The sequence below is a fragment of the Bifidobacterium sp. ESL1118 genome, assembly GCF_058505595.1.
In genome coordinates this window covers 136,298-162,505 of record NZ_CP196371.1, presented here as the reverse complement: position 1 = coordinate 162,505, position 26,208 = coordinate 136,298, and the positions used below count along the sequence as shown (strand labels likewise).

At 56.0% G+C, this 26,208-nt stretch carries 22 protein-coding genes; 12 read left to right on the top strand and 10 right to left on the bottom strand.

All coding sequences use genetic code 11. From position 1 onward, the window contains the following. Positions 1-450 precede the first annotated feature (450 nt). The 3 genes from ACSYSS_RS00575 (at position 451) to nrdE (ending at position 4,095) form a co-directional block, all read left to right on the top strand. On the top strand, positions 451-756 hold the full coding sequence (locus ACSYSS_RS00575; RefSeq protein ID WP_491703605.1) for a glutaredoxin domain-containing protein: 306 nt from the start codon (positions 451-453) through the stop codon (positions 754-756). Positions 757-1,082: 326 nt separating this feature from the next. After that, positions 1,083-1,622, top strand: a complete 540-nt coding sequence (gene nrdI, locus ACSYSS_RS00570) for a class Ib ribonucleoside-diphosphate reductase assembly flavoprotein NrdI (protein WP_491704302.1) — start codon at positions 1,083-1,085, stop codon at positions 1,620-1,622. A 310-nt stretch (positions 1,623-1,932) separates the two neighbouring features. After that, positions 1,933-4,095 carry a class 1b ribonucleoside-diphosphate reductase subunit alpha gene (gene nrdE, locus ACSYSS_RS00565; protein WP_491704301.1) on the top strand — a complete coding sequence of 721 codons (2,163 nt, stop codon included), beginning with the start codon at positions 1,933-1,935 and terminating at the stop codon, positions 4,093-4,095. A 449-nt stretch (positions 4,096-4,544) separates the two neighbouring features. On the opposite strand, the gene ACSYSS_RS00560 is transcribed toward nrdE, so the two are convergent. Together ACSYSS_RS00560 and ACSYSS_RS00555 are read right to left on the bottom strand one after the other, a co-directional pair. After that, entirely contained in the window at positions 4,545-5,885 is a 1,341-nt protein-coding gene (locus ACSYSS_RS00560) for an ATP-binding protein (RefSeq protein WP_491704300.1), read from the bottom strand. Between the two features lie 450 nt (positions 5,886-6,335). Next, the gene (locus ACSYSS_RS00555; protein WP_491703604.1) at positions 6,336-8,177 is read right to left on the bottom strand and encodes an alpha/beta hydrolase; all 1,842 of its coding nucleotides are present in this window, start codon (positions 8,175-8,177) and stop codon (positions 6,336-6,338) included. Between the two features lie 373 nt (positions 8,178-8,550). On the opposite strand from ACSYSS_RS00555, the gene ACSYSS_RS00550 reads away from it, so the two are divergent. Further along, complete coding sequence (locus ACSYSS_RS00550) at positions 8,551-8,829, top strand: helix-turn-helix domain-containing protein (RefSeq protein ID WP_491703603.1); 279 nt, start codon at positions 8,551-8,553, stop codon at positions 8,827-8,829. Between the two features lie 262 nt (positions 8,830-9,091). Here the strand turns inward: ACSYSS_RS00550 and ACSYSS_RS00545 are convergent, their stop codons facing one another. Further along, positions 9,092-10,444: a putative ABC transporter permease gene (locus tag ACSYSS_RS00545; protein ID WP_491703602.1), complete on the bottom strand. Its 1,353-nt coding sequence runs from the start codon at positions 10,442-10,444 to the stop codon at positions 9,092-9,094. A 406-nt stretch (positions 10,445-10,850) separates the two neighbouring features. On the opposite strand from ACSYSS_RS00545, the gene ACSYSS_RS00540 reads away from it, so the two are divergent. Both ACSYSS_RS00540 and ACSYSS_RS00535 read left to right on the top strand, forming a co-directional pair. After that, on the top strand, positions 10,851-11,099 hold the full coding sequence (locus ACSYSS_RS00540; RefSeq protein ID WP_491703601.1) for a hypothetical protein: 249 nt from the start codon (positions 10,851-10,853) through the stop codon (positions 11,097-11,099). 172 nt (positions 11,100-11,271) lie between these two features. After that, positions 11,272-11,598, top strand: a complete 327-nt coding sequence (locus ACSYSS_RS00535) for a hypothetical protein (protein ID WP_491703600.1) — start codon at positions 11,272-11,274, stop codon at positions 11,596-11,598. A 204-nt stretch (positions 11,599-11,802) separates the two neighbouring features. On the opposite strand, the gene ACSYSS_RS00530 is transcribed toward ACSYSS_RS00535, so the two are convergent. Continuing rightward, positions 11,803-14,103 (bottom strand): hypothetical protein, encoded by a 2,301-nt coding sequence (locus ACSYSS_RS00530; RefSeq protein WP_491703599.1) that lies wholly within the window; start codon positions 14,101-14,103, stop codon positions 11,803-11,805. Positions 14,104-14,526: 423 nt separating this feature from the next. Between ACSYSS_RS00530 and ACSYSS_RS00525 the strand changes: the two genes are divergently transcribed. Beyond that, positions 14,527-15,342: a TetR/AcrR family transcriptional regulator gene (locus ACSYSS_RS00525; RefSeq protein WP_491703598.1), complete on the top strand. Its 816-nt coding sequence runs from the start codon at positions 14,527-14,529 to the stop codon at positions 15,340-15,342. On the opposite strand, the gene ACSYSS_RS00520 is transcribed toward ACSYSS_RS00525, so the two are convergent. Beyond that, positions 15,308-15,751, bottom strand: a complete 444-nt coding sequence (locus tag ACSYSS_RS00520; protein WP_491703597.1) for a winged helix-turn-helix transcriptional regulator — start codon at positions 15,749-15,751, stop codon at positions 15,308-15,310. The two genes, ACSYSS_RS00525 and ACSYSS_RS00520, sit on opposite strands and share 35 nt — an antisense overlap. A gap of 246 nt (positions 15,752-15,997) precedes the next feature. Between ACSYSS_RS00520 and ACSYSS_RS00515 the strand changes: the two genes are divergently transcribed. Together ACSYSS_RS00515 and budC are read left to right on the top strand one after the other, a co-directional pair. Then, the gene (locus ACSYSS_RS00515) at positions 15,998-17,296 is read left to right on the top strand and encodes an NADH-dependent flavin oxidoreductase (RefSeq protein ID WP_491703596.1); all 1,299 of its coding nucleotides are present in this window, start codon (positions 15,998-16,000) and stop codon (positions 17,294-17,296) included. Between the two features lie 120 nt (positions 17,297-17,416). Continuing rightward, complete coding sequence (gene budC / locus ACSYSS_RS00510; RefSeq protein WP_491703595.1) at positions 17,417-18,193, top strand: meso-2,3-butanediol dehydrogenase; 777 nt, start codon at positions 17,417-17,419, stop codon at positions 18,191-18,193. A gap of 52 nt (positions 18,194-18,245) precedes the next feature. Here budC and ACSYSS_RS00505 read toward each other — a convergent pair whose 3' ends face one another. Next, positions 18,246-18,896 carry an HXXEE domain-containing protein gene (locus ACSYSS_RS00505; protein WP_491703594.1) on the bottom strand — a complete coding sequence of 217 codons (651 nt, stop codon included), beginning with the start codon at positions 18,894-18,896 and terminating at the stop codon, positions 18,246-18,248. A gap of 335 nt (positions 18,897-19,231) precedes the next feature. On the opposite strand from ACSYSS_RS00505, the gene ACSYSS_RS00500 reads away from it, so the two are divergent. Together ACSYSS_RS00500 and ACSYSS_RS00495 are read left to right on the top strand one after the other, a co-directional pair. Then, positions 19,232-19,993: a TetR/AcrR family transcriptional regulator gene (locus ACSYSS_RS00500; protein WP_491703593.1), complete on the top strand. Its 762-nt coding sequence runs from the start codon at positions 19,232-19,234 to the stop codon at positions 19,991-19,993. A gap of 65 nt (positions 19,994-20,058) precedes the next feature. Beyond that, positions 20,059-20,733, top strand: a complete 675-nt coding sequence (locus tag ACSYSS_RS00495) for an HXXEE domain-containing protein (RefSeq protein ID WP_491703592.1) — start codon at positions 20,059-20,061, stop codon at positions 20,731-20,733. A 295-nt stretch (positions 20,734-21,028) separates the two neighbouring features. On the opposite strand, the gene ACSYSS_RS00490 is transcribed toward ACSYSS_RS00495, so the two are convergent. Then, complete coding sequence (locus tag ACSYSS_RS00490) at positions 21,029-22,813, bottom strand: glycoside hydrolase family 3 protein (protein WP_491703591.1); 1,785 nt, start codon at positions 22,811-22,813, stop codon at positions 21,029-21,031. Between the two features lie 71 nt (positions 22,814-22,884). Beyond that, on the bottom strand, positions 22,885-23,673 hold the full coding sequence (locus tag ACSYSS_RS00485; RefSeq protein WP_491703590.1) for an MFS transporter: 789 nt from the start codon (positions 23,671-23,673) through the stop codon (positions 22,885-22,887). On the opposite strand from ACSYSS_RS00485, the gene ACSYSS_RS00480 reads away from it, so the two are divergent. Then, positions 23,672-23,869: a nitroreductase family protein gene (locus tag ACSYSS_RS00480; protein ID WP_491703589.1), complete on the top strand. Its 198-nt coding sequence runs from the start codon at positions 23,672-23,674 to the stop codon at positions 23,867-23,869. The two genes, ACSYSS_RS00485 and ACSYSS_RS00480, sit on opposite strands and share 2 nt — an antisense overlap. A gap of 128 nt (positions 23,870-23,997) precedes the next feature. On the opposite strand, the gene ACSYSS_RS00475 is transcribed toward ACSYSS_RS00480, so the two are convergent. Both ACSYSS_RS00475 and ACSYSS_RS00470 read right to left on the bottom strand, forming a co-directional pair. Next, on the bottom strand, positions 23,998-24,600 hold the full coding sequence (locus ACSYSS_RS00475) for a TetR/AcrR family transcriptional regulator (RefSeq protein ID WP_491703588.1): 603 nt from the start codon (positions 24,598-24,600) through the stop codon (positions 23,998-24,000). 166 nt (positions 24,601-24,766) lie between these two features. Then, positions 24,767-25,819 (bottom strand): MFS transporter, encoded by a 1,053-nt coding sequence (locus ACSYSS_RS00470; RefSeq protein ID WP_491703587.1) that lies wholly within the window; start codon positions 25,817-25,819, stop codon positions 24,767-24,769. Positions 25,820-26,208 lie beyond the last annotated feature (389 nt).

Sequence of the window (26,208 nt, the reverse complement as noted above, 5' to 3'; positions counted from 1 at the left end):
AGAAATACGGGTAACTCACATAAATCGAACTGCTGACGCCGCTTAGGAACACCCACACGTCCATTCCAACAACCCAAAATTCAATCGATGCCATTTCAGAGGGAACGTTTCGCTCTTAGGCGGCATTTCGAAATCTGAAACACTGGAATTTCGCCATTCTGTTTTTTGGATTCACCCAATTACTTGGGAAAAGTACCCACTGAACGAAAATGCACTCGAATCCGGTTCGCACCAGTATCACGACTGTGTGAAATAGGCTACACTGGCCCATGTGGATAGGCCTGTGGACAAGTCTCGCATGACTACTGGCAGTTACCATTAAGCCTGCCAGTTTCACTATATCTAGTAGTTCAGAACGCGACACACTACTACAAGCAGTGTTTTCTTTTGAACTACAAGCATGTAATCTGTACTCATCAAGCAAGTTGAATCCAAGCTGATGGAGGCATCATGACCGTTACCGTATTCACCAAACCACACTGCCCGCAATGCATGGCCACCATGCGCCAGATGAGGCGCCAGGGGCTTGAGTTCGAGACCGTGAATCTGGCCGAGAACCCGGAGACACTGCAGCAGCTCATCGATGCCGGCTACAAGCAGAGCCCCATCGTCATCACGCCGAACGCCTCGTGGAGCGGCTACCGCCCCGACCTCATCAAGGAACTGGGCGACGGCACCGAAACCGCCGGCGCCGCAGTGAATGCAAACGCCGCTTCCGGAAGCGTCACTAAGGAAAAGCAAGAGGCGTTAGCATAGTCATGAGCAACAAAGGCTCAATGAAACAACAGCATTCATCGGTTTCAGACGCGGTGGCCTCACACTTCCGCGAGACCGCCGCTACAGCCGCCGTCACTGCAGCCGATCCATTTGCAGAGGCAAATCTTGACGCAGAGGATGCTCGAATCAACGGCACCGCTACGAATGAGGCTGAACCATCCGGCAATGCAAACGGTGTTGCCGGCGCAAGCGGCACCAACAACACCAGTGCCACCGACAATGTACCAGTGATCGGCGGCAAGGCTCAGGTCAGCAGCAATACGGCGAGTGATACCGCCACAGCGCAGAACGGCAATGGCAATGATATGGCCGATGCACCCACGCCCAGCGCCCCGGAGACTCCGGTTGCTCCCGGCACCGAGCATATCGGCGCCGTGGTCTACTTCTCCTCGATCTCCGGCAACACAGCACGGTTCATTGAGGCGTGCGGATTCCCGAACGAAGGCATCAACGTGTACCGCATTCCGCTCAAACCGAAGGAGGCGCCACTGCATGTGCGCGAACCGTACGTGCTCATCGTGCCCACCTACGGCGGCGGCAACATGGAGAAGGCGCTGCTTCCCCAGATCCGTAAGTTCCTCAACGAACACAAGAACCGCAGCTTCATCCGCGGCGTGATCTCCTCGGGCAACCGAAACTTCGCAAGCGCCTTCTGCGCCGCTGGCGACATCATCTCCAAGAAATGCCACGTGCCGTTCATGTACAACTTCGAGCTCATCGGCACCCCCGACGACCATCGCAAGGTGCGCGAGGGCGTGCGCGACTTCTTCCGCGAACAGCGCAAGGCCACGGGGCGAGACTCGCCAAGAGTAAGATTGGCCGCCGCACCAATGCCGAATCATTGACCGCCAAGCCGTTGACTCATGAACGGCAGCGAACAGCTGCAGACCTTCCCGGCAATGCGGCGCAGCCGCAAAAACGGAAGAAAGCAGCGAGCCAGCGCACCACGCCCAAGCCTGCCAGCCCTTGCGCAACGCAACCAACGTTGAACTGAACATGGGTAGGAAAGGCGAGAGGGCACCCAACCGATATAACCAAATATTTTCAACAGCAAACCAAGCGGGAAGCCTTGAAGCGGAACGCCCTGAACACAACCGAAAGGAACTGCCGACTATGGCCAGCAACACCCTAAGCATCAGCGACACCGCGCTGAGCATGGACCAGACCGAGGACGAGGACGACGTCTTCGACCCGGAGCACGACTACCACTCCCTCAACGCACTGCTCAACCTCTACGACGAGAACGGGCAGATCCAGTTCGACGCCGATGTGGACGCCGAGCGCGCCTACATCGAGGGCCACGTGGAGCCCAACACCATGAAGTTCGCCTCCACCGCCGAGCGCATCAAATACCTGGAGGACAATCTCTACTACAACAAGGCCGTCTTCGACCAGTACGCCCCTGAATTCCTCGACGACTTCTACAAGCACGTGGAGTCGCTGGGCTTCGAATTCGAGACCTTCCTGGGCGCGTTCAAGTTCTACCGCTCCTACGCGCTGAAGACCTTCGACGGCAAGCAGTACCTCGAGGACTTCCCGCAGCGATGCGCAGCCGTGGCGCTTGAGCTCGCCGCAGGAAACGAGAAGGCCGCCGTCAAGTACGTGGACGAGATCATCTCCGGACGCTTCCAGCCTGCCACCCCGACCTTCCTGAACCTCGGCAAGGCGCAGCGCGGCGAGCCCGTCAGCTGCTTCCTCGTACGCACCGAAGACAACATGGAGTCCATCTCCCGTGGCATCAACTCCGCCCTGCAACTCTCCAAGCGCGGTGGTGGCGTAGCTCTGCTGCTTTCCAACCTGCGCGAGCAGGGCGCACCCATCAAGCACATCGAGAACCAAAGCTCCGGAGTGGTGCCCGTCATGAAGCTCCTGGAGGACTCGTTCTCCTACGCCAACCAGCTGGGCGCACGCCAAGGCGCCGGAGCCGTGTACCTCAACGCCAACCACCCCGACATCCTGCGCTTCCTCGACACCAAGCGCGAGAACGCCGACGAGAAGATTCGTGTGAAGACCCTGGCCCTCGGCGTGGTAATCCCCGACATCGACTTCGAGCTGGCCAAGCGCAAGGAGAAGATGGCCCTCTTCTCCCCCTACGACGTGGAGCGCGTGTACGGCAAGCCGTTCGCCGACATCTCCGTCACCGAGCACTACGACGAGATGCTCGCCGATTCACGAATTCACAAGACTTACATCGACGCCCGCGAGTTCTTCATGACCCTAGCGGAGGTGCAGTTCGAGTCCGGCTACCCCTACATCCTCTTCGAAGACACCGTCAACCGCGCCAACCCCATCGACGGGCGCGTGACCATGAGCAACCTCTGCTCCGAGATCCTGCAGGTGCAGGAGGCCTCGACCTACAACGACGACCTCTCCTACAACCATGTGGGCAAGGACATTTCCTGCAACCTGGGCTCGCTCAACATCGCCAAGGCGATGGACGGCGGGCTGGCGGACCCGGTGGAGACCGCGGTGCGCGCCCTCACCTCCGTCTCCGACCAGACCCACATCGACTCCGTACCGTCGATCAAGCGCGGCAACGAGGAGAGCCACTCCATCGGCCTTGGTCAGATGAACCTGCACGGCTTCCTGGCCCGCGAGCACATGTATTACGGGTCCGAGGAGGCGCTGGACTTCACCGACATGTACTTCATGACCGTGGCGTTCCACGCCTACAAGGCCTCGCACCAGCTGGCCGTGGAGCACGGCCACGCGTTCGCCGGCTTTGAGAAGTCCGACTACGCCAAGGCAGCGGGAGCCGGCAACTACTTCGACAAGTACACCGATGGGCGCCGCTCGCTTGAGCCCCGCACCGACACCGTGAAGGCTTTGTTCGAGCGCTTCGGCGTGCACATCCCCACCGTCTCCGACTGGGAGCAGCTGCGTGACGAGATCCTGAAGGACGGCATCTACAACGAGTATCTGCAGGCCGTGCCGCCGACCGGCTCGATCTCCTACATCAACCACTCCACAAGCTCGATCCACCCGATCGCCTCGAAGATCGAGATTCGCAAGGAAGGCAAGACCGGCCGCGTCTACTACCCGGCGCCGTACATGACCAACGACAACCTCGAATACTTCCAGGATGCCTACGAAATCGGCTGGAAGAAGATCGTCGACACCTACGCCGAGGCCACCCAGCACGTGGACCAGGGCCTGTCGCTGACCCTGTTCTTCCCCGCCGAGGCCACCACGCGCGACATCAACAAGGCGCAGATCTACGCCTGGCGCAAGGGCATCAAGACCATCTACTACATCCGCATCCGCCAGCAGGCGCTCGAAGGCACCGAAGTGGAGGGCTGCGTCAGCTGCATGCTGTAAGCGGAGCGTTGCCCACGCGCACAGGTTGGTCCGAAAGAACAAAAATGACAAGGATCTCGTTCTTTTGGGCCAACTTTCTATATTTCACTGGCTCATAGTGACGAATTCGCCTATGAAACTGTCACTTTGAGCCAATTTTATATCTCCATAGATGCCTCATTCCGTTTAGTGTGTACTTTTCCCGCAGCAACCTTACAAACCCAAAATCACAAACGTTGGAATTCCATCATTCCTGTTTTCAGTCTCACGCGATTTCGGAGAAAAAGTACCCACTGAATGAATTCCGACTTTCTTCAGCATCATTTTCCGGTTCCTCAATCCAGAAAGTTTCTTTCATACAAGGAATTTTCATTCTTTTAGGAATTCTTCTTTCATATGAGAAGAACTTATGAAAATAGATGGCAATTTCTTATATCGAAGAAATCGCCATCCACCTATTTCGGCAACAATTACAGCAAACCAGCCATATACAGCGGGAGATAGATCCGATTCCCTTCGCACTTCAGCGGTTTGGGATGAAGAACATATTCCGTACCCACGCGTTTGCCAAACATTGTGCGGAACTTGTCGAGCGAGGGGGTTCCGCGATATCGCTGGGCGGATTTGACCTCGATGGGGCTCACGCGATCCTTGCCCACAGCATCGACGAATGGGCGAACCAAGAGAAAGTCCACTTCCACATCGCTCTTATGCGCATCGGTATCGTAATGCGAGTAGTAGTGCAACTTGTGACCGTGCGCCTTAAGCTCCTGCGCCACAACGTTTTCGACAATCATGCCCTCATTAACATGCAGCCTGTTGGCAAGGATGCTGCGGTATACCTCATCGGAAGTGCTACTATTGTCTGCAAATGCATGGCTGACCAGCAACCCCGTGTCCGCCATATAACATTTGAACGCCGACTGTTCAAGATTAAGACCAAGACCTACATTCGGGTCGTTGGATTTCACGCACATATTGGTCAGTCTCGCATCGGCAAGCCAGAAGAATGCGCTTTCGTAAGCGTCATACCTTGCTCCCGAACCCAACGAAGCCAATGTAAAACGCTTCTCATGCTTGGCAAGCTGCGAGGGAATTGCATCGAAAATAGCCCCGATTCGTTTCTCGTCACCTTCCGCATATTTTGCAATGTCGTTACAGTACAGGCGCAGAATACGGCGCTTGGCCACATCCACAGCCTGGAAATTATTAGCATCGAGGTACGTTTCCAGCGCCTGGGGCATACCTCCGACGAGCATATACTCGCGGAACAGTCGCTCCGCCTTGTGGTGCAAAGCATCAGGCAGCGGGTCGAGTTGCTCGTATGATTCACGGATTAAGCTGGCCAGCGCGTCCTCGCCCAACGCCCACAGAAATTCCTCGAAATCCAGCGGTTCGAGGTCCATCGCGTCCTCTTCAGAAGGCAACAGAATATCCTGCACATTCCGGCGAATCGAAATCAACGACCCGGTTTCCACATAGTCGTAGCGCCCGTCAGCCACAAGCTGCTTAATGAACTGCCGAGCCTCGGGAAAAAGCTGCACCTCATCGAAAATAATCAATGTGTTGCGCAGGACCGGTTTGAATTCCGGGTAGTACGCCGAAAGATATCTGAAAAACGTGTTCAGATCCCCGCGCTGCGTGTGAAACAGCTCCTTGACCTCTTGCGCGACCTGCGAAAAGTCAAGCAGCAGATACGCGGCATATTCTCGGCGGCCGAATGCCTGTACAAGCGTACTTTTGCCTACACGCCTTGCTCCCTCAATGAGCATCGCACTGGATCCGTTGCTCTCCCGCTTCCAACGCAACAACTTGTCGTAGGCCTTTCTTTTGAATAGAGTACTCACGCTTGCCGACTCCAGAAACGTTGAAATTCAGGGTTAATTTACTACAGTATAACACAATACGACAGTTAAATATCGTTGAAAACCACAGAATACGACAGTTAAATTTAATTTAGAATAACACAGTGCGACAGTTAGATATCGATGAATTCCTTCTCGCCACTGCCTGGTGAGGATCATTTTCACTCGATTTCGTTCAGTGTGCACTTTACCCGCAGCAAACCGACAAGATGCAAATCAAAAGCGTTGGAATTCCGCCATTCTTGATTTCGCGCTCGAACAATCCGGCAGAAAAGTGCACATTGAACGCCTAGTGGGCAAAATCTGGCTCAAAATGGCATTTTCAGATGTGGATTTGCCGCTTAGAGCCAGATTTTATATGCGTGCAGCCTCTACCGCTTCACATCCACCCTCAGTTCAGGCCGGGAATGCGATCTGTGAGTTCACGCAGGCAATCGCGAGTGCGAGGAAGGCGTTGATGATGCCGCCAAGATATGGGTTCTTAGTTTTCTCATAGATCTTGCGCGCGGTGATAGGCGTGACAAACAGCATGAAAATCGTCTGGAAAATGCCGTCGATGACCCTTGTATAGGCTGCGCCGAAGATGTCGTTGACACCGGTGATCATGAAGCGGCCCCAACCGACGATGGAGATGATGATCGGCACGCCCGCGTTCATGAACGCCATGATGAACATATTCACCGTCTTGTTCTTGCTGAACGACGTGTTGTAGTTCAGGCAATTGATGAACACGGACGACATGACGTACGCCACAAGGAAGATCGGTAGCAGCTTGAGCATCTCCGTGATCTTATAGGCCGGGAACGGAATGATGCACCAATAGAGGAACCCATAGTTCGTCTTGAAGAAGTACTGCGCTCCCCAAACCAGAATCATCGCGCCGGCCACCACACTCAACGCCAGCAGAACCGTTTTCCATAGCTTCCGCCACGAGGTCTTGATGTCGATCTCATCGAGGCTCAAACCGTTGCGCTTGGCGAAGCAGTAATACCAGACCAACGTCACGATACCAGTGAAGACCGCCGAGACCGCACACATCAGACCGGAGAACAACGGCTGCCCTTGCCTGAAGAAGTTGCCAATGTGGGTATCGGCGTTCATGAAGTACAGCGCCAACGTACTGCCGGCTGCCAGTAGGGCGTTGACGATCATCGTGCCCCAAGACCACGCCTTGCTGCCTTTGTAATCAGCGGCGATGCGCATGGTCGCCACGCCTTCGTTGGTTTCGCGGAACATATGTTTTTGCGAGAGCCAGAGTGCACAGAAGACGGCGAACATGAACATTCCGAAGAAGCCGATCGCCCCACCGACAATCTTCCACTGATAGAGATGATTCGTCGGCTTCAGCGAAGTCGGCATATTGAACACTCTATCCATGAAGTCGACCGCCGAGGTGACCGACCCACCCTCATAGAGCTGGGCTGTGTGGAAGCCGTCGTGCAGGTAGACCACACGCGCGGCCTCCTTACCATCAATGGTCTTCGTATACCACTTTCCACTGATGCCGTCTGGGGTGGATGCAGTAGGTGTGGCACCAAAATGGAGGAATGATTTGGCGTTGTCGTGTTTTAGATAGTCGGGGTTGGGCAACATCTTCTTGGTCTTCGGATCGACTTCCTTGAAGGAGTACTGGTCCCACTTACCTGCCACAATGCCCACATCACGGTTGCCATAATAGTTGAAGTACTTGCCGTTTTTCTGGGAGGCGCCCTGGGCGGAGGTGGTCTTGCCTGGCACATATCCGAATCCTTGGGTTTCCGCATCCTTGTAGATGGCATCACGGCTGACGTACAACGCCGCCTTAATCAACGGTTTCTTGGCCTTGTTATCAAGCGCCATGGTTTCATGCACCGTGTTGCCGCCGCGAGACTGGCCAGAAACGGCTATCTCGTCAGCATCTACAAACGGTAGCCGAGAAGCATATCTCACCGTGTCGTACAGCCCTCGTCCATTGACCAGCCAATCGGTGGTGTTCAGCACTTCCGAACTGCCATGACCATACAGGTCGAAGGAAAACACCACGAAGCCGCGCCTGGCCCATTCCACTTGATAAAAATCGAACCGTTCCTTGTTGCCATTGCCACCATGGGCGAAAACGATTGCAGGCGCAGGGTTCTTGTTGGTCACGGATTTAGGTTTGAGCATATCGATAGCCAAGCGATGACCGGAATCCGACTCGATAATCAGATTTTCCTTGGTCACATTGCCGAAATCGGTCTGCACCGCATTGGCCAACAAGCTGCCTATTGCGCAGAGAAACACAGCCAATATCGTACAGGCACCATACACATGACGTTTTGTATATTTCCAAAACTTCGGCATCGAAGTTTCCTTTCTATTTTCTCTTCTCTGAATGAACATTGAGACGCAGACCTTCCTACGTCTCTCTTACCGCCGAATCACAGTAAACGCTCACTTTGCCTCCTCTCATTTCTCTGTTCTTATTCAATGTTGTTCTATCTTGCAAACGCTTTCTTTCTTTTATCTGCCTCGATTTTCTACAGCACACCAGACAGACAACCAGCACAGCAGTTCGCCAGCCATTTTGCTTTACCTATAAAGCTTTACAAGTAAAGCTACACTACGGTGGAGACAGCCTTATCTTGACGTTATGCACCAAGATTCGACCACCGTGGAATGGGCCGATTACATGCGTGAAGTTGGAATCAACATTCAACGCGAACGTCTGACCCACGGCCTCAGTCAAGAGCAACTGGCTTACACTGCCAACATCTCACGCTTCTCATACCAACAACTTGAAAAGGGCGAGTCGAGGCCGGGCACTCCCGCTAATCCGAGCCTGAAAAACATCATGGCCATAGCACAGGTACTGGGCGTCCCCTTGAGTACCCTGCTCCCAGACCAGTGGCCTGACCTACAGGCGCGATAGTCGGGGCTCCACGCCGCAACAAAGTCAGCAGGCGCTCGAATGCACCGAGGTGGAGGACTGTGTGAACTACATGCTGCAAGCAGGGCGTAGCGCTGGCACACGCGCCACAAGTTGGCCCGAAAGAACGAAAATCATTGGAAATCTGTTCTTTCGGGCCAACTTGTTTGAGCAGGCTTTGGTAAGTTGGCTCAAAAGAACGATATTTCGTCAGTTTCCGTTCTTTCGGGCCAACTTGTCATATCCAAATGACTACCAGCCATACCTACCCCAAGCGGCCGGTACGGGCGGGGTCGATGCTCATGGTGGCGAAACGGTGCTGCATGTAGGCATTGTCGAAGTTGCGCGCGAAGAACCTCGCGGCGGCGGAACCTTGCTGGACCCCGGCCACCCTGCCGTACCAGCAGTCCAACGCCATCAGCGTCATCACAATGTCGACCGCCAGGAACACCACGAGCAGCGCCGTAAGCGTGTAGCGCACCCGCCAGGGAATCGCATTGATGAGCCAGAGCAACCGCGGCAGCAACAGCTTGACCCACACGACACCCAGCACACCCCAGAATGCCATGTACAGGCCGCTCGTGCGACCGTCGATCGACAGCCACTGGCCGCTGTAGTCCCAGGCCACCACGCCGAATGCCGTTTGCATAAACCAGCTAACGAAGTATTCGAACGCACCGCCGATCACCGCACTGGCGAAGAAAATGAGCATGGTGCTCGATCGCCACAGCCGATTGAGAAATACAGTGAGAATCACCGCGCCACAGCCATAGATCGGCGAGAACGGGCCCCACAACAGGCCGGCACGGCTTTCGTAGGGATGTCCGCAGACGAAGCGGTACACCGTCTCCACCAGCAATCCGACGACGCTGGCGATGGTGAATAGCCAAACCACGTTGAACACATCCAGCGAAATGTACCCTTTACCTGAAGGGTCGCGGCCGGCCATGCCACGGGAAAGCAAGCGATCGTAACTTTCACGAGCCGTAAGCCGGTTGAGGCTGTGTTTGAGGCTGCGCTCTTGCGCAAGAGTCGGGTCAAGAATGGCAGAGAGCACGCCGAACACAAACAGCTGGACGATGGGTGGCACCAAATTGGTGCCGATGCCATCGAAGGCCAAGGTGAGTAGCCCCCATAGCGCAGTCAGCACCATGAGCAGCCAGGCCCATCGAGCGGCATGACGACGGCGGCCGAGCAGCAGCGAAATTCCAAAAACAGCAAGAACCACAAGGTTTGCAATAATCGAGGCCGTAAGCATGGCCGAAAGCATGAACGACAGGTCAAGCACATCCAGGTGCAACTTTCCGTCAGACATATTGCGCCAGGCAACGAGCAGGTCACGGATCATTCCAGGCAGATTGGCGAAGGCCAAGGCGAGCACAATCACGCCATACACACGAAGGATCGGGGAAGTACGACGCCGCCCTACTGCCTCGCCCTTCTTCTGCACCGATTGAAGCGCCTGGGCGGTGGCAAGCTCCTGCGCCTCACGGACCGTGGCATCGGAAAGAGTGCTACGACTCGGGGCGTCTTCGACGGCACCACCTTCGGACCGTTCCGATTGCACAGAACCTGTACGCATCCGTGCCAAAACACCGCACGCCGCATTCTTCCTCATAGCCCACCCCATCTGACCCATATCACTTGAATCCAGTCTAGCGGTTGCCGTCTCTCGAGCAGACGGACACGGGCTGACGAGACGACCGACTGCCCTGAGCGAAAATGACGGTTTCGGAACCGAATTCGTCGCTTTCGCTCAGGGCAGTCGGAACCAGCAACCAGGACCAGCAGCCAAACCAGCCATCACTGTCGCAGCTAGCCCCTGACGGCAAACCCATCATTGAAAGTATTGCGAAAAGCTACGAATCTTGCCATAAATCCAAACGCAACACGCCGGTCTTTTCTCAATAGAATAAGCATGTGCATTCTCTACAGAGAGGTCTAACGTTATGCGCACCCAGATGCACAACCTGGCCGGTATCAAGGTCCGATGGCTTGGTATCAAACAAATAAAAGAAGTATTCATGAGCAACTTTGCAACAGACGCAGTCAACGACGCCAGTAGCGCCACCGTGACTGGCGAGGCCCTCGGCAGCAGCATCACCGACACCGACCTATGGAGCTGCAGGCCTCTCGCCGCATCCTCGCCAGCCTGCGCGTGCGGCTTGAGGACCAGATGTACGACCTCATCAAAGACCAAGTGGAGGAATCAGACCGTCTCATCAAGCAGTACATCGCTGAGTCCGATGGCAAGTTCTCACGAATCCAAGTGAAACTGCACTTCGCAGGACTCTCCACCAAGGAGTTCACCCCGATGCTGGGCCAGCTGCTCGGCGGCGTCCATTCTCCGAGGATCACAAGACCCGCGAGGAAGCCCAGGAAGCTGCGTTCGCCGGCCACCCTGAGCACTACACACCCTCACCCGACGGCGGCAGCATCGAGACAATGGGCGGTCTGCTCACACGCACCTTCCCCAAGTTCGTGCCACTCGACGAGGCACCGGACTTCGTCACCGAGCTGATGGACCCCTATTACGACACCGCCACAGTCGGCAGCGCCACCATCGCCGATGGTGCGCTGTTCAACTACGTACTGCAGGAATACAAGGACACCCCCGAAGGCATGGATGTCAGCCTGCGCATCTGTTACCCGGCCGGCTGCCCCAAGATCTATCTGGAGAATCACGCCCGCCACTACGCCGTGGAGTTCCGCAGCGGTGCACGCCTCGCCGCCGCCCAGCTCAAGGCCACGAAAGCCGCTAACGCACAATAGGAAAATCAATCCCGCACAGTAGCTGTGGGCCATGCTCCTTACAAAACATCACGTTGCAATATATGATTTGCAACAAAACCATCGCTAAGGCGCATGGAAAACAAAATGGCTGGGTACGGGAGAGACATCATTCCCGTACCCAGCCAGATCATAGCGCGTCACCGAATTAATCAGATTCGGGACCAACCGCTATGTCAACGCCTATCAAAAGGCACGTTTGCGGCGCAAGTTGAGCACTGTCAAACCAGCAGCAACCAACGCCGCTACGCCGACGAAGAACGCCAACACAGACGCTCCAGTCTCAGACAACCCAGACCGTGATCCAGGCTGTAATTTATTCGCATTGGAACTGTTACCGGCAAGTGCCGAATTAACTGTCGCATGAGCCTTCACCGTGAGCCTCACCGTCCTCGACTGGCCGTCCGCCGTCGAGAACCTCACGTCATAGGTGCCGGCGGCGCCGAGGTCCGCCCCGGACAGATCCATACCCACCTGCTCGGCACGACCATCACGGTCGGTGGCAGACGCCTTGAAATCAGAGACCGACGGAGCCGCATCGCCAACATACATCGTGAAATCAGACGCCCTAAGCGAACGCTGGTCAGCCTTCACCGTGAGCCTCACCGTCCTCGACTGGCCGTCCGCCGTCGAGAACCTCACGTCATAGGTGCCGGCGGCGCCGAGGTCCGCCCCGGACAGATCCATACCCACCTGCTCGGCACGACCATCACGGTCGGTGGCAGACGCCTTGAAATCAGAGACCGACGGAGCCGCATCGCCAACATACATCGTGAAATCAGACGCCCTAAGCGAACGCTGGTCAGCCTTATAAGACAATACGACTTTGTCCGGCTGATTAGTCTCACCGTAGGTGCCGCTCGTAATATCCGGCTGAGCACTTGCCAAATAGAATTTTTGACCTTCCCAGTTCCCTGTCGAACTCGTCAATAAAGCCGGGCGATCGATTGTGAAGGCCGCTCCTGCGGAGCCAGAAAGAAGAACATCCGCATGAATCTTATTGCCAGGATGCGTGGCGTCCTCATACGTTACGACAATATCCCCATAGATGACGACCTGAATACTTTTTGTCGTCGTATCTCCCAAGCTGTTGGTAACACTGTAAGTCACGGTGTAGGTTCCCGACTTGTGAGCAGTCCAAGCCTGAGCCAGACCTCCATCGCTGGCAACGGTGACCTTCGAGCTGATATTACCATCCTGAACATCAAACGCCGTCACCGAGTGCAGAAGCCAGGCCTGAACATCAGTCACATCGCTTCCGAGTTTCAACGTTTTGTTACCAGCCTCAATCCTAGGAATGAATCCTGTATTGCCAACGTTTTGGAAGCGCAGATTATTCGCCGTCGCGCAACTGGGAGTCTGCCGATACGTCGCATAGTCCGAGGTATAGCAAGCCTTGATGTTGTATGTCGCATCAAGATTCGTAACCTTGATGACAGGAGCAAAGTAGTTGTACCAAAACAGATCGTGATCCGGCAATGAAACAGTGACTGTCCGCGGATCATCCTGTGTGGCGGTTATGTTCTTATTGGAAAGCCCATAGAACTTAGTGGCATTCGATGGAAAATGGTTGCCTGCGGCATCGGTTATCAGAATGTCATTTTTATCCAGCGTGACATCATCAGGTGAAACATCAGAACTTGCGGTGAACGTTATCTTCCGACCCGTATAGTCATTGTAGAGACTATTATTTCGATTGTTCAGATCATAGCCAAAAGTGCCATACATGCTTTGACTGTTTGGAACAAACTGACCACTGGTATAGATTGCATTCTCAACATATGGACTCGGCAAATGCGACGTACCGCGGGTGTTGCCGTCTGCCAAAAACGAATACCCCCAAAGCATCGTATCGTCATGCCTGCCTGGAGCAGCAGGTCCGACTCCCCCTCCGGCTTTGACCGAGAACGAGGTGCCGCCTGAAATGGTTTTCGCGACCGAATTTACGCTGGCGCTCAACGTTGAAGTCGTATCGGCAGATGGTGCACCGATCTCAAAATTCAATATGAACGAAACTTTTGCATTGCCCGAAAGCGGCAGATCGGCATTGGTGGTATAGGTGACCGTGCCTTGCTGCCCATCGGCCGCGCACGTGCCATACGAATGGCTGCCGGGGTTATAGCCGGCTGAACAGAAAGAATCCCAGACAACCGTTTGAGGATTAGCTATTCTATATGTAATTGTCGTCCCCTTCGGGATGGTGCCACCGGCAGTGTTGGAGAAAACAGTCGTGACGGTGAATACATTGTTGTTGTAAAGCGTCGCATTCTGCGCAAAGCTACTGGTAATCGAAACGCTTTCATCCACGATACTTCTGTTGGATATGCCGTCGCCATTGCCGGAAGACGAACGCTGCAAACCAGATACTTGAGTCGGAATCTCGCCGGAGACAGAAGTTTCGGCCTGCGCGGGCAAAATCTCCCCGCCTGCCCCCAAAAGCGCCAATGCCAGCAATGCCGCGACAACGGTAAATCTCTTTCTTCTCATATTCACCCTTATTCAATGTCTTATTTTTGTTAATCTGCATCAATCAACCGGGAATCGAGAAACACAACAACACTCAGCTTGACACCAATACCTCAGTCGCGATGCCCATCATCAGTGCGCATCGTTGTCGAACGGTGTGAAGCCATAACTCCAATCCCTCAAGGAGCCACAACACCAACAGCCCCTGCCAAAATCACATGCCTAGTTGAAAATTTCTCATATCCTCTATGACAACATCGATATTCGCATAGATATATCGCCTTCCTTCAGCAAACGTTTGACAACTATCAGCACAATATGTAGCTTACAAAATATAGACAGACAAAGATGAACGATAAAAAGCTGCTTGAGCATCATTTCAGAACTAAAAATACAAATTTATTCAACATAATATTATTATTTATATAATTTACTAGACTTTAAGTGAAATTTTGTTTTAACAAATTCACCAGTTTTGAAAAAGAACTGCGTTTCGTAAATCGACATCCTGCTGATAATATCAGTTTTAATATAAAACGTTCCTATCAGCGCAGCCAACCGGATATACCGTATAGCAAAAGGAATATTATGACACACTCGAATCGAAAGAATCTCACCTCTTACGCCAATGCTGCAACTAACCTGGAAAATGCCTTCTGGCTTCTTCTGCAACAACGATCGTATCACGCAATCACCGTGAAAAGCATATGCGCTCACGCCGTTGTTACCCGACCGACGTTCTATTACCACTACAAAAGTCTCAAAGACCTTGCAAAAACCGCACTCAGACATGAGATACTCAATCTGAACGGCCTCATCTTCATCAACAACTCAGCAAACGAAAACATCGACGGGGACGATAAGGCAAACACTGCACGGCTCATCCGCCGATTCAAACGTATGAGTCTGGTAGCCGGCCCACATGGCACACCCGAACTCGCAAAAATGCTACAGGACGGTTTCAAACAGATTGCATACCGCGTATTCAACCTGAGAGATCCACAGCCGGACATGCCCTCACGCGCGGCCCTAGAGTTCATCACCGGCGGACTGGTAACGTTAATGGGCGAATGGGTCTACGTCTTGAACGGACAACACTCGAGCGACAGCTCACAGATATCTTCAGAGGATTATATGGACCGCATTGCACCACTAACATCGAATCTGTTCTTCGGCGGAAAGGCGTGGATCCATAACGGCAATCTCAGCGAGCTGTGGGAGGGATTCAGGAGCATGAGCCAAACATCGCCATACAACTAGCATTGGAGCCGCATATGCCATTGACATCTTCCTCACCCATGCGCTTGAAACCGTTGAACTCGTGTGTCTCTATCTCCACCGGCTCGCCCTTGGCCTGCCGGGCCTTGGCACGCCGCTCGCCCCATTCGCTCATCGCCACGAGAATGTCGCGCAGGCTCCGCCCCTCATCGGTGAGCGAATATTCCACCTTCGGTGGCACTTCGTTGTAGACGCGCCGACTGATGATGCCGTCGGCCTCAAGTTCGCGCAGCTGCTTGGTAAGGATGCGCTGCGAAATCTCTGGAATACGGCGGCGCAGCTCACCGGTACGCATCGTGCCCATGCCAAGGTGGCACAGAATGATCGGCTTCCACTTGCCGCCGATGACGTCGAGCGTCACCTCGACACCCAGATGATAGATCTTCTTCATTGCTGCACCACTCCCTATACGCTGCTATCAATTCCACTGTGAGCATATCGACACACCAGCGCCACTGATTCTTCGAAAATCACTGTGCACACGCAAATATCGCCCTGCACTATGCCTCAAGCGTTGTTACACCTAGAAATGTTCCTTAGGAACAAAAATGTACCTACTCACATCGTTGGCTGTTAGATGCCATAATATCAATCAACACTGCCATGCACGAGAGCAGACAAAAGAAAGCAGGAACTCATGAGCAAGACCACAACCTCCGCAACATCCGATGGGTCCTACGACGCAACCCCCGCAAAAGCCACCACCGATGCCAACGCTCGCAACCAGACATCGCCAACGGACGGCACCGAATCCGGCGCAGCTGCCGACCACGCATTCCTCAAACCGTTCACCTTCGCCAACGGGGCCACGGTTCGCAACCGCATCGTCATGGCTCCGATGACCACCATGTCAAGCTTCTTCGACGGGTCGGTGAGCAATGACGAAATCGAGTACTACCGCCACCGCTCAGGGCCGGGCCTGGTCATCACCGCCGTGGCCAACGTGGACAACGGCGGCAAAGGCTTCGAAGGCGAGCTGTCCGTGGCCGAAGACCGATTCATCCCCGGACTTGCACTCGTCGCCAACGCCATCAAGACCAAGAGCTCCAAGGCCATCCTGCAGATCTTCAGCGCCGGACGCAAGACAAACTCGAAAATCCTGCGCGGCCTCCGGCCTTACAGTGCCAGCGCCGTGTCAGCCCGCCGCGGCGACGGAGAAATCCCACACGCACTCACCAAGGACGAAATCGAGCAACTCATCGACGACTTTGGCCAGGCCACCCGCCGCGCCGTCGAAGCCGGCTTCGACGGGGTGGAGATTCACGGGGCGAACACCTACCTCATCCAGCAGTTCTTCTCCCCGCACTCCAACCGCCGCACCGACCAGTGGGGTGGAACCCGCGAGAAGCGGATGCGCTTTCCGCTCGCGGTCATCAAGGCCTGCCGGGAAACCATCAATCGCTACGCACGCCCCGACTTCATCCTGGGCTACCGCCTCTCACCCGAGGAGCTGGAGGAACCCGGCATCCGCATCGACGATACCCTGGCACTGGTGGACGTGCTCGCCGGCCAACCGATTGACTACCTGCACATTTCTATGGGCGACCGCAAACGCACCTCACTCAACGACCCGAGCGACACCGAGCCGACGAACAGCAAGATCGTGAAGGTCTTGGCCGGCCGAAAGCCGCTCATCGAGGTCGGTTCCATCGAGACCCCAGCCGACGCGGACGAGACGCTTGCGGACGGCGCCGACTTCGCCGCTATGGGCCGCGAGCTCATCCGCGAGCCGCTCTGGCTCGACAAAGTGCTCACCGGCGACGAGGCGAGCATCCGTTACAGCCTTTCGCCCAGCGAAATGGATGAGCTGAAGATTCCGCGGGGCCTGCAGCGCAATCTCACCACCGGCTTCAGCGAGGCGATGCGTTTCACCGGCGGCAAGGTCAACAGCTACCGCACCACGCTCAGCCCTATGGAAGGCGGTACCGGCAAGTAGCAGGAACCTTCACGCCAAGTTGGCTCAAAAGAGAACGAAAACTGATAGAAACCGTTCATTTGAGCCAACTACTTGACATCATCAACCATATTCAACATATCCAACCAAAGGAGCAATCGCATGACATACAACACCTACCCATTCGAAGGCAAGACCGTGCTCGTCACCGGCGGCGGCACCGGCATCGGCCGCGCCATCGCACAGGCGTTCCTGAGCAACGGCGCGAACGTGGCGGTCTCCGGCCGTCGAGCCGAACCGCTGGAGCAAACCGTGAGCGGCTACCCCGCCGAGCGCACGTTCACCGTGGTCAACGACATCGCCAAGCCCGAGGGTGCGGACGACCTAGTGCGCCAGGTCATCGCCAAGTTCGGCCAGCTCGACGTAGTGGTCTCCAACGCGGCCGCCTACGCCAGTGGCGACTTCGAGCAGATTTCCGAAACCCAGTGGGAGGCCTTGCGAAACACCAACATCGACGGCTTCTTCCACCTGGCCCAGGCCTCGCTGCCCGAACTCACCAAGACGAAAGGCTCGCTCATCGCCACCGCTTCGGTCTCCGGGCTCGCGGGCGACTGGGGCCAGTCCATCTACAACGCCTCGAAGCACGCCATCGTCGGCTTCGTCAAGTCGCTGGCGCTGGACTACGGCGAGCGCGGCGTACGCATCAATGCGGTGGCCCCGGCATTCACCCAGACCGACATGACCGCAGGCGTGGCGCAGAGCCCCGAGGAGCTTGCCAAGTTCACCAACCGCATCGCCCTTGCCCGCCCTGGCCACCCCGACGACATCGCACCCGCAGTGCTGTTCCTCGCCTCACCGGATGCCGCATACATCACCGGCACCGTGCTCAACGTGGACGGCGGAACGATGGCCTCCACCGGCCAGCCGCACAACAAGTGAGGTCTTGGCCCAATATTGCCGTTAGAAAGCGCGCTGACTGAAAATGACGCATTCACCGCTCGATGATGCCGCGCTTGATGAGCTTGGTGCGCATGTGGAAGCGATCCATCTCCTCGTCCGTCAGGGCGTTCTTCGAGTTCCTGTCCTTGAGCCCCTGAACCGGGCCGATGACGGTGATGAGGAACATGGCGATGAGGCCGAGGAAGCCCCAGAGGTAGTCGATGCCGTGCACCAGGCCGTGCTGGTTGATGTAGACGATGTAGTAGATGCCGATCGGCAGGTGGAGCAGCAGGGCGGTGGCCATGCCTGGATTGTAGAAGCCCCTGGTCTGCACGTTCATCTCGATGCCGTGGCCCAGTGCCTGAACGAAGCCAAAGAACATGGTGGCCAGTCCGAAGCCGATGGCGTTCTCGAAGATGATGGCCGCGGCGTAGATGAACCAGGCCACGGTGTTGACGATGGCGATGCTCACGGCGTTGCCCGGGTAGTGGCTGTAGTCCTTCTTCTCGCCATAGGTGCCGACGTTGATGATGATCGGGGCACCGCCGGGGATGCGGTACTCCTCGAACTGGTGGCAGAACAGCGCCATCATGCTGTAGACGAGGATGACGCGCAGGCGGCCGAACTGCCCGGCGCCCCAGAAGCCCATGTAGAACGCCATAAGCGCGAAGATCACCGCGCCCACGTAGTACCAATTGTGCATGTACCATTTGCCGAGTCGTTTCATCCCACGAACCTCCTGATTCGCCCACCGCATGCCGTCATAGCTACAGCCACAACCCTCTGCTTTGACGCAAGATGACGGATTGGACCACGAAAATGTCACTTTGCATCATTCCGTTACCCGATTCCTGACCGAACGTGACGAATTGAGAATCCAAAACGTCACTTTTCGTCAGCAGGCAGAAGGAGGAGACGCTCCAGCAGCGACAGCAAGCATATTAAACATTCGTTGAATTATACATTTACATCTTATCCTCAAACGGAGAAATGTCAACATTTGTTTATTTTCAGTATCGCCTCCTAGAATAGGCAGGTATGACCGCTACACCTTGCACCCATTCAGACACCGCTACTTCGAGCACCATCGTTGGAGCAGAACCCAGCCGCGTTGTAGCACAAGTCAATCCTCGACCCAAACGCCGAACACGCACCCCCCACATCGGTCGACGACCAGGCAACCAGAACACCAAGGAACAAATCCTCGCCTCGGCACGCGCGCAGTTCGCTCAGCACGGCTACGAGGGCACCACGATGCGCGCCATCGCCGAAGCCGCAGGAGTCAACGTGGCACTGGTCTCCCACTATTTCGGCAGCAAAGCGGCACTGTTCAGGCAAGTGCAGCTGCTACCGGAGACGGTGAAGGAGACGTTGAGGGCGGCATTGCACGGCCCCGGTTCTAATCCCGATAGCGGTACCGGCGAGCGCCTCACCCGCGCCTACTTGGGCATCTGGGAGGACGAATCCACCCGCCCGCAGATAATGGCCATCGTCCGGTCGGCACTGACCAGCGGCCACGGCATGAAAACCTTGCGCCGGTTCACTTCAGCGGCGCTGTTCGACGACGAGCGCGGCCTCGACTCCGATCAGAGCCTCGCGCTGAGTCTGGCGCTGGGCAATCTGCTTGGCATCGCCGTCATGCGCCACATCACCCGCATCCCAGGCGTATACGATCTGCCATTCAACGAACTGGTGGCACGGGTAAGTCCGGCCGTGCAACTGGAACTCGCGCAAAATCTCAACGAATCAATTGATCATGACGAATCAACTGATCACGTTATGAAAAGGAAACAACACTGAAAACAGCGAAATGGTCCTTCCGCAACTGGTACTGGTTCAACGGTGCCGTGGCCATCGTGGCCGCAGTGGCACTGGCTCTCACCTGGGGCAAACTGCCTGCGGTGCAATGGCTCATGCTCGGCCAGCTGACGGTCATCAACCTGCACTTCGTGGAGGAATTCGCAGCTCCCGGCGGCTTCCCACTGGTCGCCAACACCGTGGAGAAGGCGAGCGAGGTGCCCGACCGCTGGCCGCTCAACGAGTGGAATGCCGCCACGGGCAACAACTGGTTCATGCTCCTCATCTATCTGCCGGCCTTTCTCTTCCCCTCCCAGACCTGGCTCACCCTGGGCGTCACGCTCTTCGGTTTCCTTGAGGTGCTCATGCACGCCGCGCTCTTCAATGTCATTCTGAAGCGCCCCTACAACCCAGGCCTGTGGACCGCTCTGCTCGGCTTCCTGCCGCTCGGCATCGCCTACCTCAAGGTCGTCTATTCAGCGGGCAATGGCCCGATCTGGTGGATGTACCTGGTGGCGATGATCTACCCAGCAGCCTCCTACCTCATCGTGTTCGACTGGTTGCTCGTCACCAAGTTAGCAAAGAAAGACACCCGCTTCCCCTTCACCCGCACCGAAGTCGAGTGCAGCAGCTACCTCATCGAATCACTGCCCCGCCCCGAAAGCCGCGAACTGCTACATAAATACATGGACGGCTCGCAGGCGAAGGAAGAAGCCACAAAGAACGGCGACACCATGCAATAACGATTTTTTGAGCGTCGACCATGGCAACTCAGCTGCATTTGCCAGTAGCGAATGCAGTTAAAATGATTGAACGATGCTTCGACAGCACGTTGTCAACGATATTTGATCGGCAAAACGCCATCGACAGCCACAATCGACACTACTTCATCACAGTTTTCATTCAGAGGGGACCTTTCCGACAAATTTCAGAAAGACCAAAATCAAAAACATTGGAATTCCACCATTCCCGATTTTGGTCTCACAATCTTTGCAGGAAAAGTCCCTTCTGAACGAATTTGCTTTCACAAATCAGCCATCAGTAGCTCAAGCCGTCACCGAAGTGGAACGTGGGATCCTTGGTGTCGAAGGGCACATCGCTCTTTGCGCCCACCACAGCCTGCATCGAGCTGGGAATGTCGAACGGCAGGCGACCCTTGGGCGCGGCACCGCCGCGAACGAAGAGCACGTCGAGCAGATTCCGCGCACTGGCACCATAATTGACCAGCAGCGCCGCACAGGAGTCCACGAGCGGCGCCACGATGGCCGGACGGTCACAATACAGGTCGACGACGGTCGGTACTGCAGCCCCAACCTCACGCACGTGCGCGATCTCCTCGGGCGTAAAGTCCAACGAACCGGCGTGCATGAACTGCTCGAAGCCGCCCTTACGGTGCTCATACGGCGCCTTCATCCGCAGAATCGCCACATCGGCGGCCTCCGGGGAATCGACCACGGTGCCGTAATCCGCAGCCACCGCAGGGTCGATGCCCTCCACATACGCCTTGACACCAGCCTTGAGCGGCAACGTCGGCCTGCCATCGGCACCGGCCACATTGCGCAGCAGCGTCAGCGAATCGCGCTGAGCCTGGTCGCCCGCATCGCGGAACGCCTTGCAGCCCACCACTCGCCCGGCCTCATCAGAATCAACATACGGGTGGTCGAAGAGGCCGAGCACGAATTTGCTGCGCAGCAACTTGCGCACCGAAGCGTCGATGCGTGACTCGGGCACCTTGCCGGACCGGACCAGAGAGACCAACAACTCGGTGCACTCCTCGCCGCCGAACTGATCCACGCCGGCATCGAGCGCCTTGAGCATCTTCTCTTCGGCCGTGGTGCCATCCATGCCCCAAGCGCGAGCCCGCATGAACTGACCGGCGACGGTGGCATCGGAAATCACACCCCAGTCGCTGCAGATGATGCCGTCGCCAAAACGGAGCTCGTCTCGCAGCAAATCCTGCAACAGCCCCTTGTTGAAGGCCGCGCCGACCTCCTCGTACTTGGTGCCCACCACCTTGCCGTAGGAGGGCATGACCTGCGTGACCCCAGCAGCGATGGCCGCCTTGAACGGCTTCAGATGATACTCCATATTGTCTCCGGGGTACACCTGATCCTGGCCATACTCGAAGTGGTTGTCCTCGCCGTCCTTCTCCGGGCCACCGCCAGGGAAGTGCTTGACCATGGCCGCCACCGAGTGCGGCCCGAGCTCCTTGCCCTGCAGGCCCTCGATGTAGGCCGCGGTGCAGTCACTCACCAAATCCGCATCCTCGCCGAACGTTCCGTTGCAACGGGCCCAGCGAGCCTCGGTCATCACATCGGCCTGCGGATGCAGCGCCGAATGCATGCCCACAGCCGTGTACTCCTGGCGCACAATGTCGCCGAACTGCCGCACACGGTCCTTCGAACGCAGCGCCGCCAAGCCCAGAGACTCGGGCCACGCAGAGAACGGACCGGCGGCCATCATGGTGCCGGGGTTGTCGGTGAAGCCGTGGCGCGGGTCGGAGGAGAGCGTGATCGGAATCGGCAGCCGCTGGCTCATCGCCACCTTCTGCGCCGAATTGAACCACTCGGCCATCTGCCGCCCCGTGGTGCCGTTCCCATTGAGGTTGAAGAACGTCATGTGCTTCGTCTCAATGGTCTCCTTAAGCGGTTTCAGCCCGAAGGCCTCGGACCCCTGGTCCACCGGCCCGAAGACGGTGATGTTCTGGAACATCTGCCCCGCCTTCTCCTCAAGCGTCATACGGCCCAACAGGTCGCCCACACGCTCGTCGACGGAACGGTTCGAATCCTGGAAGGGAAGCTTCCCCTCTTCTGAATTTGTCATAATCACAACTCCTTATGCAATTAGCTTATATCAACTGTCCGCTTTTCATGGTTCAGCATGCAAGCGACCGTCTACTTGACTCCCTTGAGCTTGGTGACGGTGTAGCTGCCGACCAAGCCGACGGCGGCGCCCACGCAGAACCAGACGGAGAACCCGGCACCAGTACCGACCGCCGCAAGAATGGCCTGAGCGGCGAACGGAGCGATGGACTGGGGCAGGGTGTTGGCAATGTTGAGCACACCAAGATCCTTGGCCGTGTCTCCCTGGGAAGGAAGCACATCGGTGCACATGGCCATGTCGACGGAGAAGAACAGACCGCCGCCAGCGCCGAGGAAGCCTTCGCCCACAAGTAGCAGGGCGAGGCCAGCGGTGTGACCGGCGAACGGGCAGAACGCGATGACGACGATGCCAATGGCCATGAGCAGGCCGGACCAGATGACGAAGATCTTGCGCTTGCCGATCTTGTCGGAAAGGTTGCCGCCAACCACGGAGATGACGATCATCATGCCCATCGAAACAATGTTGACGTAGAGGTTGAACTTGGTCTGCGCATTGGTGTCCATGCCGAACTTGGCGCCGAGGAAGAGGGTCAGGTACGTACTCACGGTGGCGTAGGCGAACATGATGAGCGCCTTGGAGAGCCACGCCCAGCCGAGGTCGGAGGCCTTGCGCGGGTTGAAGAAGAAGGAGCCGACGAATTCCTTGGCATTGAACGGCTCCACGTGGGTGTCTTCGGGGAGCGTGCGGTCCTTCAGGGTGCACACGAAGACGAGGTCGCAGACAATGCCGATGACGCCGGGCACCACGAAGCGCAGCACGTCATTGGTGAAGACGGCGAGCAGCACGGCGCCAAGCAGCATGCCCAGCGGCGAGCAGGCGCCAACCTCGCTGAACCAGCAGCCATTTGCCTTCGTCCTTCATGAAGACATGACTGTAAACGCTCAGGCTACCGATGGCCTCTTCGCCAACGTGGGCCTCGGGTGCGCAATCTACAATTTCGAGGTAGGTGCAGGCCTCAATACCCCCTCAGACAGCTTCCGATGGTGTGCGCAGTGAACCAATGTTCGTTCGGTTGGAACTTTTCCTGCGTCATTGAAAGAAATCTAAGAACAAAACGTTGGGATTGCGCAACTCCTGATTTGAGCCTCTGAGGTATTTCGTCGAAAAAGTCCCTACCGAACGATTTACCGATACCCTTCCCACATGGGCAACGGCATCAGCTGGTTCTCACACTGAGCCCACAGCTCGTTGAGGTCACTTTGCGGGGCCCTGAGCCACCGCAACTGAATGCCATCCATCATGCTGAAGCCAGCGTTGAGTATCTGACGCGCATCAACGCCTTCGGGCAGCACCCATGGCACCGTCATCATCGACTCTATGAGGTTCCTGTCCCTGTCGAGGAAATACTGATGCGCGGGGTGCGCCGGGTCAATGGCCTCGGCATCGAGTGTGGAAAACATGTGAACCTGCTCAGGCCGCCTGGCGTTGAGCGAGACCATGTCGCGCCACATACATGCCACGAGAGGTCGCTGGGCGGCAACAAAACGACTCAGCACCTCAGCTCCCGCATTGTCATAAACCTCGTCGAGCACAATGCTGAGCAATCCCTCCTTACTACCCACGTGATGGAGCACACCGGCCTTGGTCATGCCAACGGTATTCGCTATCTTCTGCAACGAGGTACCATAATATCCTCGTTGACCGAACAAAACCACAGCAGCGTTGAGTATGGCTTCGCGTCTGTTTGCGCCATTCGCATATTCCCTACTCCGGTGAAGCGATATCATGATTTCTTTCTTCTGTTGGCGCTATGGATATGTTTCTCATTGTGCACGGTACAGTAGACTGTCTGATTTTCAGTGAAATCAGTAGCTATGCAGGCGGCCTCCACCGGCAAAACATGGTGGAGCCCACTTTCTCACATTTCTCCAAGAGAAGTGATCTGCCTCATCCTTACCTAACCTTGCGAATCATCATGATGACGACGGTTCCGACAAGCAGGAAGCAAGCCGCCACGGGGAAGACCGCCTTATAGCTGCTGGCGATCTTGATGATGGCGTTGGTGCACCATGGAGCCAACGCCTGGCCGATGGTGTTGGAGAGGTTCAGGATGCCAAGGTCCTTGCCGGCCTGCTCGGCGTTAGGTAGAACATCGACGTTGAGCGCCTGGTCAACAGACATGTAGCATCCGTTGCCAAGACCGGCAAGAGCGGCATAGATGTACATGCCTGTGGTGGTGGGCATGATCCACGGCATAGCCACACCCAAGGCGGTCAGAACGCAGCCGAGGGCAACCATCACTTTACGACGCTGAAGGAAATCGGAAAGCGGGCCGGAAACCACAGATGCCAGAATGGTGGCGACCAAAGTGATGATCGCGATGACCCTGGTGGCAGTGCCTGCATCAGGAACGCTCAAATGAATGTAATTCTTCAGAATGAGGTATTGGAATCCAGTGATCATGAACATGCCGATGGTGAAGGTGAGCCTGCCGATAAGGGCGAGATAAAAATCACGGCTGTTCTTGGTGGGCGGAATGAAGGAGCGCAAAATACCGGAAAACGAGGTAACCTTCGTGTTGTGTTCCGCGGACTGCTCACGCGGCCAAATCAGCACCGTGATGAGGCCGGAAAAGAGGAAGAACAGCGTTCCAATGGTCAACCCGGTGTTGAGCTTGGTCAGAAAGAAGCTGCCGATGAAGCTACCTAGCTGCATGCCAATGATCTGGCCCGCACCGTAAATTGCAGAGAACGTGCCACGCACAGCTTCGGGGATGCGGTCAGAAAGCACAGCAACGGCTGGGGCGATAAGACAATTGATGCCAACCTGCACGATGCACCAGCCGGTGACGATCAGCGCAAGCGAGGAAGCGTGGGCCGTGAGGAAATAACCTGCGGCACCGATCACGCCACCAAGCACAATCCACGGCGCACGCTTGCGGCAGCAGGACTCCGGAGCCCATGGAAAATGGTATGCCCCAAAGTAGTGAGACCATGATAAAGCCAACGCCGAAGCGCACCTTATTGGTCAGTGGTTTTCCTGTGTCTGGTGCCAAGTTCGCTGCATCAGGTAATGAGACTGCCTCCATGGCTTACCTCCCCCAAGAAATCAGTAACATCCATAGTTACCGAACGGTTGGTAAGTGCTGTATCATGATATTTTCATTCGTTCAACAGTCATCATAGCTAAGATTGTCGCAATTATTGTTCATCGGCATTCAACATTCAGCCTTCTTTTACTCGACAAACGCAATGTGAGCAAATCGGTTCGAGGGACAAAGACGCAACTATCGACTCATGGGAAATCAACGCTCTTTGGAAATGGGGACGAGGCCACCGATTCATTCAAAACTGTGAACGAATCAGCAGTTGGAGACAAATAACCCTACCGACGCA